At 57.9% G+C, this 18,390-nt stretch carries 16 protein-coding genes and 4 tRNA genes; 11 read left to right on the forward strand and 9 right to left on the reverse strand.

Translation table 11 applies throughout. The features are described from left to right. Nucleotides 1-6 precede the first annotated feature (6 nt). From GBC55_RS12650 to thiO, 4 genes are read left to right on the forward strand one after another with little or no spacing between them, the layout of a single operon-like run. Complete coding sequence (locus tag GBC55_RS12650) at nt 7-489, forward strand: PilX N-terminal domain-containing pilus assembly protein (RefSeq protein ID WP_162437791.1); 483 nt, start codon at nt 7-9, stop codon at nt 487-489. Beyond that, a complete protein-coding gene (locus tag GBC55_RS12655) occupies nt 476-3,556 on the forward strand; it encodes a PilC/PilY family type IV pilus protein (protein WP_162437792.1) in 3,081 nt (1,026 codons plus the stop codon). The genes GBC55_RS12650 and GBC55_RS12655 overlap by 14 nt, the downstream gene beginning before the upstream one ends. Before the next feature lie 14 nt (nt 3,557-3,570). Continuing rightward, on the forward strand, nt 3,571-3,978 hold the full coding sequence (locus GBC55_RS12660) for a type IV pilin protein (RefSeq protein WP_162437793.1): 408 nt from the start codon (nt 3,571-3,573) through the stop codon (nt 3,976-3,978). Nucleotides 3,979-4,033: 55 nt separating this feature from the next. Continuing rightward, on the forward strand, nt 4,034-5,134 hold the full coding sequence (gene thiO / locus GBC55_RS12665) for a glycine oxidase ThiO (RefSeq protein ID WP_162437794.1): 1,101 nt from the start codon (nt 4,034-4,036) through the stop codon (nt 5,132-5,134). 91 nt (nt 5,135-5,225) lie between these two features. On the opposite strand, the gene GBC55_RS12670 is transcribed toward thiO, so the two are convergent. The 4 genes from GBC55_RS12670 to GBC55_RS12685 form a co-directional block, all read right to left on the reverse strand. After that, nucleotides 5,226-6,566: a sigma-54 dependent transcriptional regulator gene (locus tag GBC55_RS12670; RefSeq protein ID WP_162437795.1), complete on the reverse strand. Its 1,341-nt coding sequence runs from the start codon at nt 6,564-6,566 to the stop codon at nt 5,226-5,228. A gap of 2 nt (nt 6,567-6,568) precedes the next feature. After that, nucleotides 6,569-8,158, reverse strand: a complete 1,590-nt coding sequence (locus tag GBC55_RS12675) for a HAMP domain-containing sensor histidine kinase (protein ID WP_162437796.1) — start codon at nt 8,156-8,158, stop codon at nt 6,569-6,571. Next, on the reverse strand, nt 8,148-8,381 hold the full coding sequence (locus GBC55_RS12680; RefSeq protein WP_162437797.1) for a PP0621 family protein: 234 nt from the start codon (nt 8,379-8,381) through the stop codon (nt 8,148-8,150). The genes GBC55_RS12675 and GBC55_RS12680 overlap by 11 nt, the downstream gene beginning before the upstream one ends. A gap of 136 nt (nt 8,382-8,517) precedes the next feature. Continuing rightward, the gene (locus GBC55_RS12685) at nt 8,518-9,540 is read right to left on the reverse strand and encodes an outer membrane protein assembly factor BamD (protein ID WP_162437798.1); all 1,023 of its coding nucleotides are present in this window, start codon (nt 9,538-9,540) and stop codon (nt 8,518-8,520) included. A gap of 151 nt (nt 9,541-9,691) precedes the next feature. Here GBC55_RS12685 and rluD point away from each other — a divergent pair, with 151 nt between their 5' ends. The 7 genes from rluD to GBC55_RS12720 all read left to right on the forward strand — a co-directional run bounded on the left by rluD (nt 9,692) and on the right by GBC55_RS12720 (nt 14,786). Beyond that, nucleotides 9,692-10,654 carry a 23S rRNA pseudouridine(1911/1915/1917) synthase RluD gene (rluD, locus tag GBC55_RS12690; protein ID WP_007942311.1) on the forward strand — a complete coding sequence of 321 codons (963 nt, stop codon included), beginning with the start codon at nt 9,692-9,694 and terminating at the stop codon, nt 10,652-10,654. Then, entirely contained in the window at nt 10,651-11,376 is a 726-nt protein-coding gene (gene pgeF / locus GBC55_RS12695; protein ID WP_162437799.1) for a peptidoglycan editing factor PgeF, read from the forward strand. Before rluD ends, pgeF begins: the two co-directional genes overlap by 4 nt. 130 nt (nt 11,377-11,506) lie before the next feature. Next, nucleotides 11,507-14,071 (forward strand): ATP-dependent chaperone ClpB, encoded by a 2,565-nt coding sequence (gene clpB / locus GBC55_RS12700; protein WP_162437800.1) that lies wholly within the window; start codon nt 11,507-11,509, stop codon nt 14,069-14,071. A gap of 300 nt (nt 14,072-14,371) precedes the next feature. Continuing rightward, a tRNA-Asn gene (locus GBC55_RS12705) sits at nt 14,372-14,447 on the forward strand. 9 nt (nt 14,448-14,456) lie between these two features. Continuing rightward, a tRNA-Pro gene (locus tag GBC55_RS12710) sits at nt 14,457-14,533 on the forward strand. A gap of 5 nt (nt 14,534-14,538) precedes the next feature. Further along, nucleotides 14,539-14,614, forward strand: a tRNA-Lys gene (locus GBC55_RS12715). 95 nt (nt 14,615-14,709) lie between these two features. Beyond that, a tRNA-Pro gene (locus GBC55_RS12720) sits at nt 14,710-14,786 on the forward strand. Between the two features lie 114 nt (nt 14,787-14,900). Here the strand turns inward: GBC55_RS12720 and GBC55_RS12725 are convergent. The 5 genes from GBC55_RS12725 to GBC55_RS12745 form a co-directional block, all read right to left on the reverse strand. Further along, on the reverse strand, nt 14,901-15,302 hold the full coding sequence (locus GBC55_RS12725; RefSeq protein ID WP_162437801.1) for an EF-hand domain-containing protein: 402 nt from the start codon (nt 15,300-15,302) through the stop codon (nt 14,901-14,903). Between the two features lie 335 nt (nt 15,303-15,637). After that, entirely contained in the window at nt 15,638-16,936 is a 1,299-nt protein-coding gene (locus GBC55_RS12730; RefSeq protein WP_162437802.1) for an NAD(P)/FAD-dependent oxidoreductase, read from the reverse strand. Between the two features lie 60 nt (nt 16,937-16,996). Next, complete coding sequence (locus tag GBC55_RS12735; protein WP_162437803.1) at nt 16,997-17,170, reverse strand: DUF3094 domain-containing protein; 174 nt, start codon at nt 17,168-17,170, stop codon at nt 16,997-16,999. Nucleotides 17,171-17,221: 51 nt separating this feature from the next. Beyond that, complete coding sequence (locus GBC55_RS12740; RefSeq protein ID WP_162437804.1) at nt 17,222-17,749, reverse strand: MOSC domain-containing protein; 528 nt, start codon at nt 17,747-17,749, stop codon at nt 17,222-17,224. Further along, complete coding sequence (locus GBC55_RS12745) at nt 17,746-18,372, reverse strand: DUF1780 domain-containing protein (protein ID WP_162437805.1); 627 nt, start codon at nt 18,370-18,372, stop codon at nt 17,746-17,748. The genes GBC55_RS12740 and GBC55_RS12745 overlap by 4 nt, the downstream gene beginning before the upstream one ends. Nucleotides 18,373-18,390: the final 18 nt, after the last annotated feature.

The raw sequence follows: 18,390 nt of genomic DNA on the forward strand, positions 1-18,390 counted from the left end.
GGGCCGATGAGTTTTTCTGCAGTCACCCCTCAATCCCAGCGCGGCATGGCGCTACTGATTAGCCTGGTATTCCTGTTGTTGTTAACACTGATCGGTATTTCCTCGATGCAGAACGCCACCCTGCAGGAAAAAATGGCGACCAGCGTGTCCTTGCGCAATCAATCGTTCCAGAATGCCGAAGCGGCATTGCGCATCGGCGAAAGTGCCGTGCAGCTGGACACTTATTCATTGGCGGTTTGCAGTGGAACCGTCCCATGCGCACCACCCGCGGAGTCATCAACTATTAACGGCGCCGGGTTCAATGCGACCTCCGGTGTCACCTGGGTCGCGGCCGGCAGCGGCTTCTATGGCGTACAGAACCTTGGCACCACCTTGAATGCCGTGAATGTGCCGAGCAACACCTCGGCGACGTTGTACCGGGTCACGGCAGTGGCCGTGGTGGGCAACAACGTTCGCAGTGTGGTGGAGAGCATCTATGCGAAGTACTGAGAGGCGCGCCGGGTGGTGGCAAATACTGTGCGGCGCGCTGCTGGGTTTGTATCTCTCGGCACCGGCCTATGCGTTTACGCCTTCCGACTCACCGTTGTTGAGTGCGGCGGCCGTGGCGCCGAATGTGATGCTGCTGATCGACGACTCAGGCAGCATGAACAACATCATTTACGCTGCTGCCTTCGACCCGACGGCGAACTGGACACCGGCCCGCGAGTGCAACGTATTCCTGGGTTTATGCTTGAGTTCGTCCGCGATTACGGGGGATTCGATCTTTCTCTCGAGCCTGGCCACGTCAGGCTGTTCAAGCGGCTACAACGCTTTTTATAACAACTCACTGGCGCCCCTGTGCATCAAGTTGCCTGACCCGGCGGGGAACGGCGATACACGGTATTCGGGGGACTACATTTCCTACGTGGTCGGTTTGGCGAATGGGCAGAGAACCGACTTTTCAACCGCCAGTTCCCCCATTTCCATCGACTCGCGCATCAGTGTTGCGCGAAATGTATCAACCGCTTTGGTCAGGGCGAATCGCACGCTGCGCATCGGGCTTGCAACCTTCAATGCGGTCAACAGCAACAACCGCGGCAATGGTGGTTACATCGCCGTCCCCATCGACGATCTGACGACAGATGCAAAATTCAAGACGCTGACCGATTCAATCGCGGCCTTGGGTGCCGTGGCGAACACGCCACTGGCAGAAACCTACTACGAAGTCACCCGTTACATGCGCGGTTTGGCTCCGTACTACAACACCACGCCCAGCCTGTACACGAGCCCGATCCAGTATCGCTGCCAGAAAAACTATGGGGTGGTGATCACCGATGGATTGCCAACCTACGACCGCACTTTTCCCACAAATGACCCTCAAGCCATTGCCCAAGGCGGCCCCCGACTGCCGAACTGGGACGGCATCAACAACGATGGCGATAACCCGCTGGGCGGCGACGACGAAGGTGATTCGCTGTTTCTGGATGACATCGCCAAGTTTGCCTTCGACATCGACATGCGCTCGACCGGTGTCGATCTGGCGAAAAAAAGCTGGGACGCGACGGACTTTCCCAAGCAGAACATGAACACCTACACCGTGGGCTTCACCACCGCCAATCAGATGCTGGAGGATGCCGCGAGGTACGGTCAGGGCAAGTATTACCTGGCAACCGACAGTACTGGCCTGACCACCGCGCTGTCATCGGCGTTGAGCGACATTACCTCCAAGGCGGGTTCAGGGGGCAGCGGCACCACCAGCAGCGCGATCGTCGGGTCGGGTTCCTCGTACTACCAGACCAGCTACGACCCCAAAGACTGGCGCGGCACAATCAAAGCGTTCGGCTTCACTTCTGCAGGCGCGGTGGATACATCTTCGGTGCTCTGGACCACGGACAAGGCCATTGTCCCCGGCGCAACGGCACCCACTTACCAGTCCTGGAACTCCCTTAACAATACGCCCGTGACATTGGCGTTCACGAATTTCTCTCCCGCTCAGCAAACAGTCCTCAACCAGGGACTGCCCACCAACATAGGCGGCGGCGATCTGGTGGAGTGGAGCAAGGGGACGAACAAAGCAGGGCTGAGGGTACGAAGCGTTTTGCTCGGCGACGTCATCAATTCGCCACTGGTACTCGCTTCGTCCTCGGAGAAAACCGCCTCGGATTTATCGGGTAATTCGAGCTACACCACCTATCTGGCCAAGAAGGCCCAGAATATGACTACCAGTCTGGTGGTGAACGGCAACGATGGTTTTGTCAGCGTCATCAATGCAAACAATGGCGCCCGACGTTATGCCTACATGCCCTCCAGTGTGTTGCCATCGCTGCGTAACATTGCCGATGTCGCTTACATCAATGGCGTCAGCCACAAATTCCTGGTGGACGGTCAGGTAGGTGTGTTCGACGCCCAACTCGACAGTGACTGGAAAACCCTGGCGCTGGGCGGAACAGGTGCCGGTGGCCGGACGTATTACGCGTTGCAGTTGTTTGATGCTTCGCCCAACAACACTCCCAAGGCGTTATGGGAGATCAGCGCGCCGGCCACGGCAAGCCCGTCGAATGCTTTCAACGATCTGGGTTACGCCTACGCCCGTCCCGAGGTAGCACGCCTTGATGATGGTCGCTGGGCGGCGTTTATCTCAAACGGTTATGGCAGCAATTCGGGTGTGGCGGCGTTGTACGTCGTCGATATCCGCAACGGCTCGCTGATCAGGAAGATCGTGGTCGACAGTACCGAAACCACGAACGGCCTGTCCTCGGTGAAGCTCAAGGTCAACTCCCAGAACGTGGTGCAGGCGGCTTATGGTGGCGACCTGAAAGGACGGCTGTGGAAGTTTGATTTGAGCAGTACAAGTCCCGATGCATGGGGCGTGGCGTTCTCCGGTAAACCGTTATTTACCACCGCCGGGGGCGCCACCCAACCGATCACTGCACAGCCGTTGCTCGCGGACAATTCCCAGGGCGGCAAAGTGGTATTTTTCGGCACCGGAAAATTCAACGAAACCGCCGATAAAACCAATAAGGACCTGCAGGCGTTTTATGCGGTGTGGGACGCAGATGGCGGCTCCGGGCAGATCACCACCGCGAGCCTGCAAGCTCAATCTGTCACGGGTGTGTTCTCGGGAAGTTCGGGACAGTTCATCACCACAAGCCAGAACGACGTGACCTATCCGGCGGAGAAGGGCTGGTATTTGCCGTTGGTCTATAACAGTGCCCTGACCGGTGAACGGGTGATCAATCAGGCCGCTTTGGTGTTGGGGCGGATCGTCTTTACCACGGCCAGTGTCGACACCACCGACCCTTGCGCCAGTTTTGGCACGGGCAAACTGGTCGAACTCGATGCGTTCAGCGGTAAGATGCTCAACTACGCGGTACTCGACACCAACGGTGACGGGTTGGTTGACGGCACGGACACGATTTCCAGCGGCGTGATCTTCACGGGCGGAATGCCGGTGCTCAACGCCATCGTCAACGGCGGCGCCCGCAAGATCGTGAACGACTCCAGCGGAACGCCAACGACGCTGGTGGAAAAGGCCGGCGGCGGCAGCCGTCGCATCATGTGGCGACAAATACAGTAAGTGAGAGTTGAGGCATGCGCAGATCCAACCGAGGTTTTACCCTGATCGAAATCATGATCGTGATTGCGATCATCGGGATCGTCATCACCATTGGCTACCCGAGCCTGACCGAATACGTGAAAAAGGGGCGCCGAACTGAAGTGGCGGGGTTGCTTTCGGAGCAGGCGCAGATACTCGAGCGGTTCTACTCGAATTCGAAAACCAGTGTCTACACCGGTGCCACCGGGCTGAGCGCCGGCAATGACTTCTACACCATCACCCCGACGCTGACCGATCAGACCTTCCTGCTGACGGCTGTGCGCAAGGCTGGCACTGCCATGGCGGGTGACAAGTGCGGGGACTTCACCATCACTAATACCGGCATCAGGAGCATGGTGAACGCGACAGCCGGACTGACCACCAAGGACTGCTGGGGTCGCTGAATTACGTTTTGGGCGCTCCTTGCGCCCTCTGTCTATCTAACGGTTGGATCAGAACATGACCAGGCAACAGCAAGTAGTGATTGTCGGCGGCGGTGTGATTGGCTTGCTGACAGCGTTCAATCTCGCGTCCGAAGTACAAAGCGTGGTGCTGCTGGATCGCTCGAATGTTGGCCAGGAGTCCTCCTGGGCGGGCGGCGGGATTGTGTCGCCGCTCTATCCATGGCGATACAGCCCGGCCGTCACCGCGCTGGCGCACTGGTCACAGGATTTCTATCCACAGCTGGGTAAGCGATTGCATGCTGCGACCGGCGTCGATCCCGAAGTGCATGTCACCGGGCTGTATTGGCTGGATCTGGACGATGAAGCGCAAGCGCTGGCCTGGGCGCTGCGGGAAAACCGTCCGTTGCGGGCCGTGGATATCTCCGCGGCTCATGACGCGGTGCCGGTGCTGGGTGCCGGTTTTTCGCGAGCGATCTACATGGCTGATGTCGCCAACGTACGTAATCCGCGGCTGGTGAAGTCCCTGAAGGCGGCGTTACTGGCACTGCCGAACGTCACGATTCACGAGCAGTGCGAGGTCGACGGGTTTATCCGCGAAGGTGATCAAGTGGTGGGTGTGCAAACGTCCACGGGTGCCATTCGTGCCGACCAGGTTGTGCTGACCGCAGGTGCGTGGAGTGGGGACTTGCTTAAAAGCCTGGGTCTGGATTTGCCGGTTGAACCGGTGAAAGGGCAGATGATTCTTTACAAGTGCGCAGCGGATTTCCTGCCGAGCATGGTGCTGGCCAAAGGGCGCTATGCAATTCCACGGCGCGACGGGCACATCTTGATTGGCAGTACGCTCGAACACGAAGGCTACGACAAGACGCCGACCGAAGTGGCTCTGGAGAGCCTGAAGGCTTCGGCGGTGGAATTGATTCCGGCGTTGGCGGATGCCGAGGTGGTAGGGCATTGGGCCGGGTTGCGTCCGGGGTCGCCGGAGGGGATTCCCTATATCGGCCCGGTGCCTGGATTTGAAGGGCTCTGGCTCAATTGCGGGCATTATCGAAACGGGTTGGTGTTGGCGCCTGCGTCGTGCCAGTTGTTTGCGGATGTGATGCTTGGGCGTGAGCCGATTATTGATCCTGCGCCTTATGCGCCGACAGGCCGGATTTGACAGAAAAGCAAAAGATCGCAGCCTGCGGCAGCTCCAACAGAGGAATGCACTCTCCAGTAGGCGCTGCCGAAGGCTGCGATCTTTTTTGGCGTTAATCCAATCCCAGTTTCTTGAGCCGATAACGCATCGACCTGAATGAAAGATTCAACCGCTGAGCCGCTGCGGTGCGGTTCCAGCGGGTTTCCTCCAGAGCCTGGAGAATCAGTTTTCGTTCAACGTTTTCCAGATAATCTTCCAGGTTGTCGATCTGTGTCAGGTCTGGCACATCTCCCTCTGCGTTGCAGTTGCCATCAACCAGCCGCAGGTCGCTCGCCTCAATCTGCTTGTTCTCACACAACGTATGAGCGCGCTCAAGGACGTTTTCCAACTCCCGTACGTTGCCTGGGAAACGATAGCTTTTCAGCGCATCCAGAGCTTGGGGGTGAAGTTTTGTGACGGGTTCGCCGCTGTCCGCTGCCAGACGCTTGAGTACATGGCTGGCGAGCAGTTCGATGTCGTCGCGACGCTCTCGCAAGGATGGAACCCGCAGTTCGATCACGTTGAGCCGATAGTACAAATCCTGACGAAAGCGTTCAGCGGCGACTTCAGCGTCGAGGTCTTTATGCGTGGCGCAGAGAATGCGGACATCAACGACGGTTTCCTGTTGACCGCCGACACTGCGCACGGCTTTTTCCTGAATGGCGCGCAGCAGTTTGACTTGCATCGCCAAAGGCAAGTCAGCCACTTCATCGAGGAACAAAGTGCCGCCATGAGCGGCCTGGAACAGCCCTGGCTTGTCCTCGACGGCGCCGCTGAAGCTGCCTTTGCGGTGCCCAAAAAACTCGCTTTCCATCAACTCCGATGGAATCGCGCCGCAGTTCACCGGGATAAACGGTTGAGTGGTACGCGGGCCCTGTTCATGGATCAGGCGTGCGACCAGTTCCTTGCCACTTCCTGATTCGCCGCTGATGTAGACCGGCGCCTGGCTGCGAGCCAGTTTGTCGATGTGTTTACGCAGGTTGCGCATGGGCAATGAATCACCCAGCAGCCGACGTTCGATTGACGTGCTGGCGCCACCGGGCACAGGCAGGCGCAGTGCGCTGCTCACCAGCTCCCGCAAGCGGGTCAGGTCGACCGGTTTGGTCAGAAAGTCGAACGCGCCAGCTTTGAGGGCGTTGATCGCCGTTTCCAGGTTGCCGTAGGCCGTGATCATCGCCACTGGTACTTGCGGGTAGCGCTGCTGGATGAACTGCACCAGTTCGAGTCCGGTACCGTCAGGCAGGCGCATGTCGGTCAGGCACAAATCAAACTTCTCCCGAGCCAACAGCGCCTGGGCTTCGCCGAGGTCGCGAGCGCTGAACGTATCGAGCTTCATTCGGCCGAGCGTGATTTCGAGGAGTTCGCGTATGTCGGGTTCGTCATCGACGATCAGGATTTTTTGCAGTGGGCTCATGTTCAACTTTGTTTCCGTCCGTGAGCAAAGGTGATGCGAAAGCAGCCGCCGCCTTGGCGTGGTTGGAAGTCTAGGCGGGCTTGATTGCTTTCGCACAACTCACGGGACAGATAAAGCCCAAGACCTGTGCCTTGGTTGCTGGTGGTAAAGAATGGTTCGAACAAATGGGCTTGGGATTGCGCAGTCACACCAGAGCCGTCGTCCCGCACTTCGAGCATTGGCAGCTGGCTTTGCGGGTCTACGAACAATGCCAGCCAGACCTGTGCCTGATCATGGATCTGGGCGCTGTGGCGCCAGGCGTTGCGTAACAGATTGTCGAGAATTTGGGTCAGTTGGTTCGGGTCCATCAGGGTCTTGAAGTCTCCCGGACCGATGTTCAGATGAATCTTCTGCTTCTCGGTAGCGCTTTCGCGGACGTCACTGACGAACTGTTCCAGCCACGGCTTCAAATCAAGTCGTTGCGGTAAGGTTTGCTGGCGCCGAGACAGTTGTAGAACGTTTTCGATAACCCGATTCATCCGCTGGGAATGGTCTTGAATGATCTGGGTCAGACGCCGATCCGCGCTGTTCAGTTCCTCGGATTCCTGTAATAGCTGGGCGGCATGACTAATGGCGCCCAGTGGATTACGGATTTCGTGGGAAATGCTGGCGGTCAGTCGACCCAAGGCGACGAGTTTGAGCTGCTGAGCCTGTTGGGCAATCTGGGCCAGGTCTTCAAGAAAAATGAGTGTCTGCTGGCTTGGACTGTTATCCAGCGCAATGAAGCTCGGTTGCAGCTCCAGTCCGTTACTGACGACTTTCAGGCTTTGGGGGCGCAGCGTCGGGTTGTTTTGCCACAGTTGCAGGCGTTCGACGAGGAGGGGGAAGACGTCTTCGATCAGAAGGCCTTCAAGTGTTTCCTGGCCTAGCAAGGTCAGCGCGCTGATGTTCGCCAGTTGAATGCGCTGCACGTCGTCAAGGACGAGGATGCCGGTCCGCATGCGTTGCAGGATCAGCGCATTGAGGGCTTCAAGGCCGACGACTTCGTTCGCCCGCTGATGGGCCAGGCTTTCACTGACTTCCAGACGTCGGATAAGGCCTTGCACCAGCAATGCCACTGCAAAGCACAGGGCGCCGACCGTACCGACCTGTAAATAATCGTTAGGGCTGGCGGGGCGACTGAAGCTCAGCAGGAAACTCGAGCTTACGATGCCAATCGCGCCGATGGCGGCGATCAACAGTCCGATGCGTCGGCGCAACAAGGTGTTGCTGATGGCGACCGAGACGATCAGTAGATTACCGATCGTGCTGGCGACGCCGCCGGCGGCATAGAACAGCCCGCACAGCAACACGACGTCGACCAGCGCCAGGGTGAACAGCTGGGCTGGACGGCGGGTGTTCTCGAGGAACACCACCAACAGAATATTCAGCACCAGGTACAGCCAGCTGCCGTTGCTCAGCAGGTCGCCATTGGCACGTGAAAGCAACTGACCGTCCATGTTGCTGGAGATCAGCAGCACCAGAATGATGCCAACGCTTAAACGGTAGAGATGATAGAGGCGCAGCAGTCGCTGGGCTTGTTTGTTGCCGGGACTGGACGTCTCAGCGATCACTGGTGCCCGGGCCTTGCTCAAGGTGAGCCTGGCTGCAATACCACTGCTGCTGAAGGTTCAGCGCTCGGTCACGGGGCAGGTGCACGCCGCAGTGAGCGCAGCGAACCATGGGGGCCGCTTCCAGCTCGGCAGATGACTTTGGCGCGGAAGCCTGTCCCTTGAACTTGCGCCAGAACCATATGGCGGCGGCAATCAGGGCGATCCAGAACAGTAAACGAAGCATGGTCAGCTGCTATTTGATTGATGATTCGGCAGTTTAGCCAAGGACGGGGCAGGCGCACAGCGGATTAACTCGCCGTAATCATCAGGCAATAAAAAGGGAGACTCTAGAGTCTCCCTTTTCGCGCAACGTTGAAGCGTTAGTCGAACACGCCAAACGTCATGTAGCTGAACCAGGAACGGTCGTCATTATTGCCTTCGGACTCTTGTTCCTCTTCTTCGATCACGTCGCCGTTTTCATCGCGCGGCTTGAGATCGTTAGGGATCGCGTCCTTGGCATCCTGGAATTGCTTCTGCACGTCCTGATTGGCGCGAGTTTCACCCGGCGGCAGTGGCGGACGGGATTCGATCAGGCCCAATGTGGCCTTGCTCAACCACGAACGGTTGTCGGCTTCGGCAACCGAAGGCTTGAACTGACCGTCTTCCAGGCTTGGATGGTTCGGGTAGTTGAGCTTCAGGGTTTCGAGACTGGTGCTGGCCAGTTCGTCCAGGTGCAGACGCTGGTAGGCCTCGACCATCACCGCCAGACCGTCGCCAACCGATGGGGTTTCCTGGAAGTTTTCCACTACATAACGGCCACGGTTCGCAGCGGCAACGTAGGCCTGACGAGTCAGGTAATAGTCGGCGACGTGGATCTCATAGGCCGCCAACAGGTTGCGCAGGTAAATCATGCGCTGCTTGGCGTCAGGCGAGTAACGGCTGTTCGGGAAGCGGCTGGTCAGCTGGGCGAACTCGTTATAGGAGTCGCGAGCAGCGCCCGGGTCACGCTTGGTCATGTCCAGCGGCAGGAAACGCGACAGCAGACCGACGTCCTGGTCGAAAGACGTCAGACCCTTCAGGTAATAAGCGTAATCCACGTTCGGATGCTGTGGGTGCAGGCGAATGAAACGCTCGGCAGCCGATTTCGCAGCCTCAGGCTCGGTGTTTTTGTAGTTGGCGTAGATGAGCTCGAGTTGAGCCTGATCGGCGTAGCGACCGAACGGATAGCGCGATTCCAGGGCCTTCAGCTTGGCTGTGGCCGCGGTGTAGTTATCGTTATCCAGATCGTGCTGAGCCTGCTGGTACAGCTCGACCTCGCTCAGGTTTTCGTCTACGACTTCCTTCGATGAGCAAGCAGCGGTCAATGCGAGGATGGCGATCAGCAGCAGGTGTTTCACTTGCATGGCGGCTTGCGTCCCTATGACGGCCGCTGTCTTGGGCGAGGCCGTCCTGTTATGATGAGCGCCCCGTTGAAAAGCCTCGGGGCAAAAGACGCCGTATTTAACCACAAGCGCGCAGCCGAAACCAAAGGCTGTGCCGACGCCTAGTCTGAGCATGTCCGATAAAATTGAACTTCGCGCAGAGGTGCCGTCCGAATTGGGCGGCCAACGCCTCGATCAAGTCGCCGCACAATTATTCGCTGAGCACTCGCGCTCGCGCCTTTCCGCCTGGATCAAAGACGGCCGCCTGACTGTGGATGGGGCGGTAATACGCCCGCGAGACATCGTTCACGGTGGCGCCATTCTTGAGTTGACTGCCGAGCAGGAAGCTCAGGGCGAATGGATCGCTCAAGACATCGAACTGGACATCGTCTATGAAGACGACGACATCCTGGTGATCAACAAGCCTGCGGGCCTGGTGGTGCATCCGGCTGCCGGTCATGCCGATGGCACCTTGCTCAACGCCTTGCTGCACCATGTGCCGGACATTATCAATGTGCCCCGCGCCGGTATCGTGCATCGCCTGGACAAGGACACCACCGGTCTGATGGTGGTGGCCAAGACCATTCAAGCGCAGACACAACTTGTCACTCAGTTGCAGAGCCGCAGCGTAAGCCGGATCTACGAGTGCATCGTGATTGGTGTGGTGACCGCTGGCGGCAAGATCAACGCCCCGATCGGTCGTCACGGCCAGCAGCGCCAGCGCATGGCCGTGATGGAAGGTGGCAAGCAAGCCGTCAGCCACTACCGCGTGCTTGAGCGTTTCCGCTCCCATACTCACGTGCGGGTAAAGCTGGAAACCGGTCGTACGCACCAGATTCGTGTGCACATGGCTCACATCAACTACCCGTTGGTCGGAGATCCTGCCTACGGCGGTCGTTTCCGCATTCCGCCGGCAGCCAGTGTAACCATGGTCGAATCTTTGAAGGCGTTCCCGCGCCAGGCATTGCACGCGCGATTCCTGGAACTGGATCACCCGACGACCGGTAAGCGCATGAGCTGGGAATCGCCATTGCCGGACGATTTCGTCTGGTTGCTGACGCTGCTCAAGCAAGACCGCGAGGCGTTCATCGGATGAGTGACTGGCTGATTCCCGACTGGCCTGCGCCTGCCGGGGTAAAAGCCTGTGTTACCACCCGTTCGGGCGGCGTCAGTCTGGCGCCGTTCGACAGCCTCAACCTCGGTGATCATGTCGATGACAGCCCTGAAGCTGTTGCCGAAAATCGCCGGCGCCTAACCGATTGTTTCTCTATTCAACCTGCCTGGTTGCAGCAAGTTCATGGCATTGCCGTGGCTCATGCTGATCCGGGCGTGGTAGCCACGGCCGACGCGAGCTGGACGGCAACCGCGGGTATCGCCTGCGCGGCGATGACGGCGGACTGCCTGCCTGTGCTGTTCTGTGATCGTGCCGGCACTCGCGTCGCGGCAGCTCATGCCGGTTGGCGCGGGTTGGCGGCGGGTGTGCTCGAAGCAACACTCGATACCCTGGCGTTGCCATCAGCAGAAGTGCTGGTCTGGTTCGGTCCGGCCATTGGCCCACAGGCCTTTGAAGTCGGCCCCGAAGTCCGTGAAACCTTCATCCAGCAGTTACCCGAAACCGAGAAAGCCTTTGTCGCCAGCCAAAACGTCGGCAAGTACATGGCCGACATCTATGAGCTGGCACGCCTGCGTCTGGCGGCTCGCGGAGTAACCGCTGTCTATGGTGGTGATTTCTGCACGGTCACCGATCCACGCTTCTTTTCTTACCGCCGTTCATCCCGTACCGGCCGGTTTGCCTCCCTTATCTGGCTTGAACGCTAGACTTCCCTGACCTGCATCAACTGATCAACGCTTGAAACTCCCAGAATCGACCGCATCTATAACGGTATCTGGCAGGTTTCTTCATTCAGGATGTTTTATAGGTCCGGCCTGCTCAAAAGGAAGGTGACTTATGCGTATCGACCGTTTAACAAGCAAATTACAGTTAGCACTATCCGACGCCCAATCGCTGGCGGTTGGCCTTGACCATCCGGGCATTGAACCGGCGCACTTGATGCAAGCCATGCTCGAACAGCAGGGTGGTTCGATCAAGCCTCTGCTGATGCAGGTAGGCTTCGACGTCAACAGCCTGCGCAAAGAGCTGACGAAAGAGCTCGACCAGCTGCCAAAAATCCAGAACCCGACCGGCGACGTCAACATGTCGCAGGATCTGGCGCGCCTGCTCAACCAGGCCGATCGTCTGGCACAGCAGAAGGGTGACCAGTTCATCTCCAGCGAGTTGGTATTGCTGGCGGCGATGGATGAGAACAGCAAGCTCGGCAAATTGTTGCTTGGCCAGGGTGTCAGCAAAAAAGCCCTGGAAAATGCCATTAACAACTTGCGCGGTGGTGAGGCCGTCAACGACGCCAACCACGAAGAGTCGCGTCAGGCGCTGGATAAATACACCGTCGACCTGACCAAGCGTGCCGAAGACGGCAAGCTTGACCCGGTTATCGGCCGTGACGACGAAATTCGCCGCACGATTCAGGTGCTGCAGCGTCGTACGAAAAATAACCCGGTACTGATCGGTGAGCCTGGCGTTGGTAAAACAGCCATCGCTGAAGGTCTGGCGCAACGGATCATCAATGGCGAAGTGCCGGATGGCTTGAAAGGCAAACGCCTGTTGTCCCTGGACATGGGGGCGCTGATTGCCGGCGCCAAATATCGCGGTGAGTTCGAGGAACGTCTGAAATCCCTGCTCAATGAACTGTCGAAGCAGGAAGGGCAGATCATCCTGTTCATCGACGAACTGCACACCATGGTTGGCGCCGGTAAAGGCGAAGGCTCGATGGACGCGGGCAACATGCTCAAGCCGGCATTGGCTCGGGGTGAGTTGCACTGCGTGGGTGCTACCACGCTCAACGAGTACCGCCAATATATAGAGAAGGACGCGGCCCTCGAACGGCGCTTCCAGAAAGTCCTGGTAGACGAACCGAGCGAAGAAGACACCATTGCCATCCTGCGTGGCTTGAAAGAGCGTTACGAGGTTCACCACAAGGTGGCGATCACCGATGGTGCGATCATTGCTGCGGCCAAGCTCAGTCATCGCTATATCACTGACCGTCAGCTGCCGGACAAAGCCATCGACCTGATCGATGAAGCTGCCAGCCGCATCCGCATGGAGATCGATTCCAAGCCGGAAGTGCTGGACCGTCTGGAGCGTCGCTTGATTCAGCTGAAGGTGGAATCCCAGGCGCTGAAGAAAGAAAGTGACGAGCCGGCGATAAAACGCCTGGAAAAACTCCAGGAAGAAATCGCCCGCCTGGAGCGCGAATACTCGGACCTGGAAGAAATCTGGAACGCGGAGAAAGCTGAAGTCCAGGGTTCTGCGCAGATCCAGCAGAAAATCGAGCAGTCGCGACAGGAGCTGGAAACGGCCCGCCGCAAAGGCGACCTCAACCGTATGGCAGAGTTGCAGTATGGGGTTATCCCGGATCTGGAGCGCAGCCTGCAGATGGTCGACCAGCACGGCAAGAGCGAAAACCAGTTGCTGCGTAGCAAGGTCACTGAAGAAGAGATCGCCGAAGTCGTCTCCAAGTGGACCGGTATTCCAGTATCGAAAATGCTCGAAGGCGAGCGCGACAAGCTGATGAAGATGGAAAGCCTGTTGCACCAGCGTGTGATCGGCCAGGACGAAGCGGTGATTGCCGTTTCCAACGCGGTGCGGCGTTCGCGGGCCGGGTTGTCCGATCCGAATCGTCCGAGTGGCTCGTTCATGTTCCTCGGCCCGACCGGTGTGGGTAAAACCGAGCTGTGTAAGGCTTTGGCCGAGTTCCTCTTTGACACGGAAGAGGCGATGGTGCGGATCGATATGTCCGAGTTCATGGAAAAACATTCCGTGGCTCGACTGATTGGTGCGCCACCAGGGTACGTAGGGTATGAAGAAGGCGGTTACCTGACTGAGGCAGTGCGTCGCAAGCCTTACTCGGTGATCTTGCTGGACGAGGTCGAGAAGGCCCATCCCGATGTGTTCAACATCTTGCTGCAAGTGCTGGAAGATGGCCGCTTGACCGACAGTCATGGCCGCACGGTGGACTTCAAGAACACCGTGATTGTCATGACCTCTAACCTGGGATCGGTACAGATTCAGGAATTGGTCGGTGACCGTGAGGCTCAGCGCGCTGCGGTGATGGACGCGATTTCCACACACTTCCGTCCGGAGTTCATCAACCGGGTCGATGAAGTGGTGATCTTCGAGCCTCTGGCTCGCGATCAGATCGCCGGCATCACTGAGATTCAGTTGAGTCGCCTGCGCAGTCGTCTGACTGAACGGGAACTGAAGCTTGATCTCAGTCCTGAGGCCATGGACAAGCTGATCGCGGTGGGTTACGACCCGGTATATGGCGCACGGCCGCTCAAACGAGCGATCCAGCGCTGGATCGAGAACCCGTTGGCACAGCTGATCCTTTCGGGTCGGTTCATGCCTGGCGATACCGCTCAGGGTGTCGTGGAGAACGACGAAATCGTCTTCGTCTGATCCAAAGCGGCAGCAAAATAGAAGAGGCCTCGCATTGCGAGGCCTTTTTTTCGTTAGGCTGTTGAACTCAAAGGAAAAGGCTTGTAAAGTGCGCCCCGCAGTAAGTCACCCGCAAGGGTTTCTGCTCCCCAAGCAGAAATCTGAAATAAGTTGCAAATCATTAACTTGAAAGCAATTTAGGGGGTTGACAGAGGTGCTTAAGATTGTAGAATAGCGCGCCTCAGACACACGAACGCAGCGATGCGAACGGGTCGAAGAGAACGCTGTAAAGCTTCAATGTTGTAAATTGAAATATGTAGTTCCGTGATAGCTCAGTCGGTAGAGCAAATGACTGTTAATCATTGGGTCCCAGGTTCGAGTCCTGGTCACGGAGCCAATTTCAAACCGGGGTATAGCGCAGTCCGGTAGCGCGCCTGCTTTGGGAGCAGGATGTCAGGAGTTCGAATCCCCTTACCCCGACCATTTTTGGGTCGTTAGCTCAGTTGGTAGAGCAGTTGGCTTTTAACCAATTGGTCGTAGGTTCGAATCCCACACGACCCACCATTTTTGAAACCAGTTAACGCTGGAATCAGATCTTAAGATCAGAGGCCAAAAGCACTGATCGAAGAAGGCGACTGATAAGGTCGCCTTTTTTTTACCGGGGTATAGCGCAGTCCGGTAGCGCGCCTGCTTTGGGAGCAGGATGTCAGGAGTTCGAATCCCCTTACCCCGACCATATTAAAAATCCTCGTATCGAAAGATACGGGGATTTTTTTTGCCTGCTGGAAATGCACATAAAAAGCCCCGCGTCTCTTGTTGAGAAGCGAGGCGTGGGTGCGACGTTCAGGGCTTAGCTGTTGTCCTTCAGGTGTTCGAACAAGCCTTTTGGCATTTTTTTGCCATTGGCTTCGTAATTAGCCTTCACGTTATCAAATGCCTCCTGCTCATCGATCTGCCCGTCATGATTGGTATCGATCTTGTCGAAGTCCGCTTTGGGCGCCACCTTCAAAAATTCTGCGCGGGATACTTTGCCGTCACCGTCGGTATCGGTCCGGGCCATCGACTCGTCGCCACACTTGCCTTCACCACATTTTCCTTCAGGGGTCTTCACGACCTGTTCGGCCGACGCCAGCAAATAGCCCTGAGTCAAAGGCTGGGAGGCAAATACGGAGCCGGACAACATCATGCCGCCGGCCAGTACAGCGCCGAGCAGACCAAAAGTGTTCTTGCCGAGAGTAGGGATGCGGGACATTTGAATTCTCCTGGGTTGCACGACACAACCGCTCGATAAAGGGTCTGGTAGCCAGAGCAGGCGGGTTGCCTTGATCGGGTGTGGCCATTTAGCGGGATGGGTGTATCGCTACTGTGTCGCGCCAGGGGGAGGTTTGTAAGCGAAGGGGCTGAATCGGGGAGGGGATACAGTGGGACACAGTTTGCGCAGGTTAAACCGAGGCGACCGCATCGTCGGAATGCCGCCCAGACCAAGCCACGCTCCCACAGGTTTAGTGCTGGACCCGGATTCCAAGATCAACACCTAACCTGTGGGAGCGGGCTTGCCCGCGATGAGGCCCTGACGGGCGCCGAAATTTAATGCAGTTTCAAACGCGGCTCAGTCCCGCGCCCGATCTTGCTGCCCAGCATCAACATCGCCGTGCGAAACGCGCCATACAGCGCCATCTGGTGCATGCGATACAGCGACACATAAAACATCCGAGCCAGCCAGCCCTCAAGCATGACGCTACCGGTCAGGTTGCCCATCAAGTTACCCACAGCCGAAAAACGCGACAGCGAGATGAGCGAGCCGTAGTCGGTGTATTTGTACTCGGGCAACGCTTTGCCTTCGATGCGCAGCTTCAACGATTTGGCCAGCAATGACGCCTGCTGGTGCGCGGCTTGCGCCCGTGGCGGCACGTTGCGATCTGTGCCCGGTTGCGGGCAGGCCGCGCAGTCACCGAAGGCGAAGATGTTTTCATCGCGAGTCGTTTGCAGGGTCGGCAGCACCTGAAGCTGGTTGATGCGGTTGGTTTCCAGACCATCGATGTCCTTGAGGAAACCCGGTGCGCGGATCCCTGCGGCCCAGACTTTCAGGCTGGCATTGATCACTTTGCCATCCGCCGTAATCAGGCTGTCAGCCGTCACTTCACTGACAGCAGCATTGGTCATGACGTTGACCCCAAGTTTCTCCAGGGTTTTATGCACAGGCCCGCCAATTCGCTCCGGCAATGCTGGCAACACCCGTGGTCCGGCTTCAATCAGGGTGATGTGCATATTCTCTGGTTTGATCCGGTCCAGTCCGTACGCTGCCAGTTCATGGGCGGCGTTGTGCAGCTCGGCGGCCAATTCGACACCCGTCGCACCTGCGCCGACGATGGCGACGCTGATTTGCTCGACCTTGTCGGTTTGTCCTGCGTGGGCGCGCAGATAATGATTCAGGAGTTGCTGGTGAAAGCGCTCGGCCTGTTTGCGGGTGTCGAGGAACAGGCAATGCTGCGCCGCACCCTGTGTGCCGAAATCGTTGGTGGTACTGCCAACGGCAATCACCAGCGAGTCATAACCCAGTTCACGGGCAGGCACCAGTTCTACGCCCGCTTCGTCATAGGTCGCGGCCAGCTGGATCTTCTTCTGGGTGCGATCGAGCCCGCTCATGCGCCCCAGCTGGAACTCGAAGTGGTTCCATTTCGCCTGGGCGACATAGTTGAGTTCATCTTCGGAAGAGTTCAGCGATCCAGCGGCCACTTCGTGCAACAGGGGTTTCCAAATGTGAGTCAGGTTCGCGTCGACCAGCATCACGCTGGCTGTGCCGCGCTTGCCCAGAGTCTTACCCAGACGGGTAGCCAACTCCAGGCCGCCGGCGCCGCCGCCAACGATGACAATACGATGAGTCATGGGGATATCTCGCAAGGCTAAAAGAAATCGGTGCAATTACCCGAGCGAGCGCGAGGCGGCTCATAGCGTCAGGTAACTGATGAAACGGCTCAACAAGCCCAAACCAATGGTCACTGCCAGCACCAGCACAAGGAGCATCCACGGCCGGAAGGGCCGGCGCTCGACTTGGTGTTGGGACAGGTGCAGGTACTCTTCGACATGCTTCTGGTCGTCCGGGTTCAGGCGGCTGGTCATAAAGGCCTCATCAGGTAGACGTTGCTGAATGTATAGAAGCTACAGGCTGATTTAACGCACGTTGAACGGAGCATAGCCGCTGTCCGGAATGGGCTCGACGCTCACGGTGTCGTTTAGGCGAATGATTCCACTTTGTAACACTCGAGCTGTGATTCCGCCATGTCCACGAACGGCCTGAAACGTCCCGGGGCCGAGGTTGTTCTGCAGGCGTGCACAGGGCTGGCACCAACCGGTGGTTTCGAAAATCGCCTGGCCAATCCGGAAGCGTCGACCCTTGAGGCTGAACAGATTGATCCCGCTGATGACCAGATTGCGTCGCAAATCCTGTGGTAACACCGGGTTATCGACCGAACGCCCCATGAGTGAACTGATCACCGCCAGGTGTTCCCACTGAATGAGCGTTACCTGCCGGGCATTACGCACGCCGGGGCGGGCGCGATCGCCGGTCAGGCCTGCCTCGAGGCGCGCTTCCACGGCATCGAGTTCGATCATCGGCACGTGCGGTTCCGGTCGCACGCCAATCCAGCGAACGTGGCCGGTTTGCGGGACTTCAGCGAGCAATTCCTGCAACGGGCTCACAGACTGATTCCAACGTCGAACACAATGCTGCGTCCCAGGTTGCTGCGCAGGAAGTCCGGGGCGTCCGGATGCGCGAACAGCACGCGGGCGAAGGTCGGCCCGACCAGCGACAACGAGCGCCAGCCTTGGCGCAGGTATTCGGTGGGCGGTGGAAAGTGGCTGTTGAGGTCGAGGACTTCACGCTTGAGGCTGGCAAAGGCAATGATGTCCAGTTCCCCCAGGTCCATGCCGCGCTCTTTGTAGTTGTGCGCTTTTTTACGCAGGGTCGGCGCCAGTCTCATCAAGAATTCATTGGCCGGAATGCGTTTGGGTTTTGCTTCGCGGCGCACCAGGGAGCTCAAGGAAAATGCGCTGCGTCGGCGCTGCAGTTCATCGCGCCATTCGTCATTGAGGCGTCGGCCTTCGTCGAGTACGAAGAACACCTCGAAACTGGCGTCGCGAAACAGCACGTCTGGCGGCTCCCCGGCGGGGGCGAATTCGTCGGCGCGGTAGGGAATGTTCAGGCCTTGCAGCAGGCGCTGGCAAACCCAACGCTCACGCTCCCATTTGCGGGCATTGGACAGGAACGCGTTGGCTTGCTCGGCCGCAATGGTCAGCAGGCGTAAGTAGTCTGAGTCATCCATAGGCCCAAGCTTAGCGTT

Origin of the sequence: Pseudomonas sp. TNT3 (assembly GCF_010095445.2) — a bacterium.
Taxonomy (GTDB): domain Bacteria; phylum Pseudomonadota; class Gammaproteobacteria; order Pseudomonadales; family Pseudomonadaceae; genus Aquipseudomonas.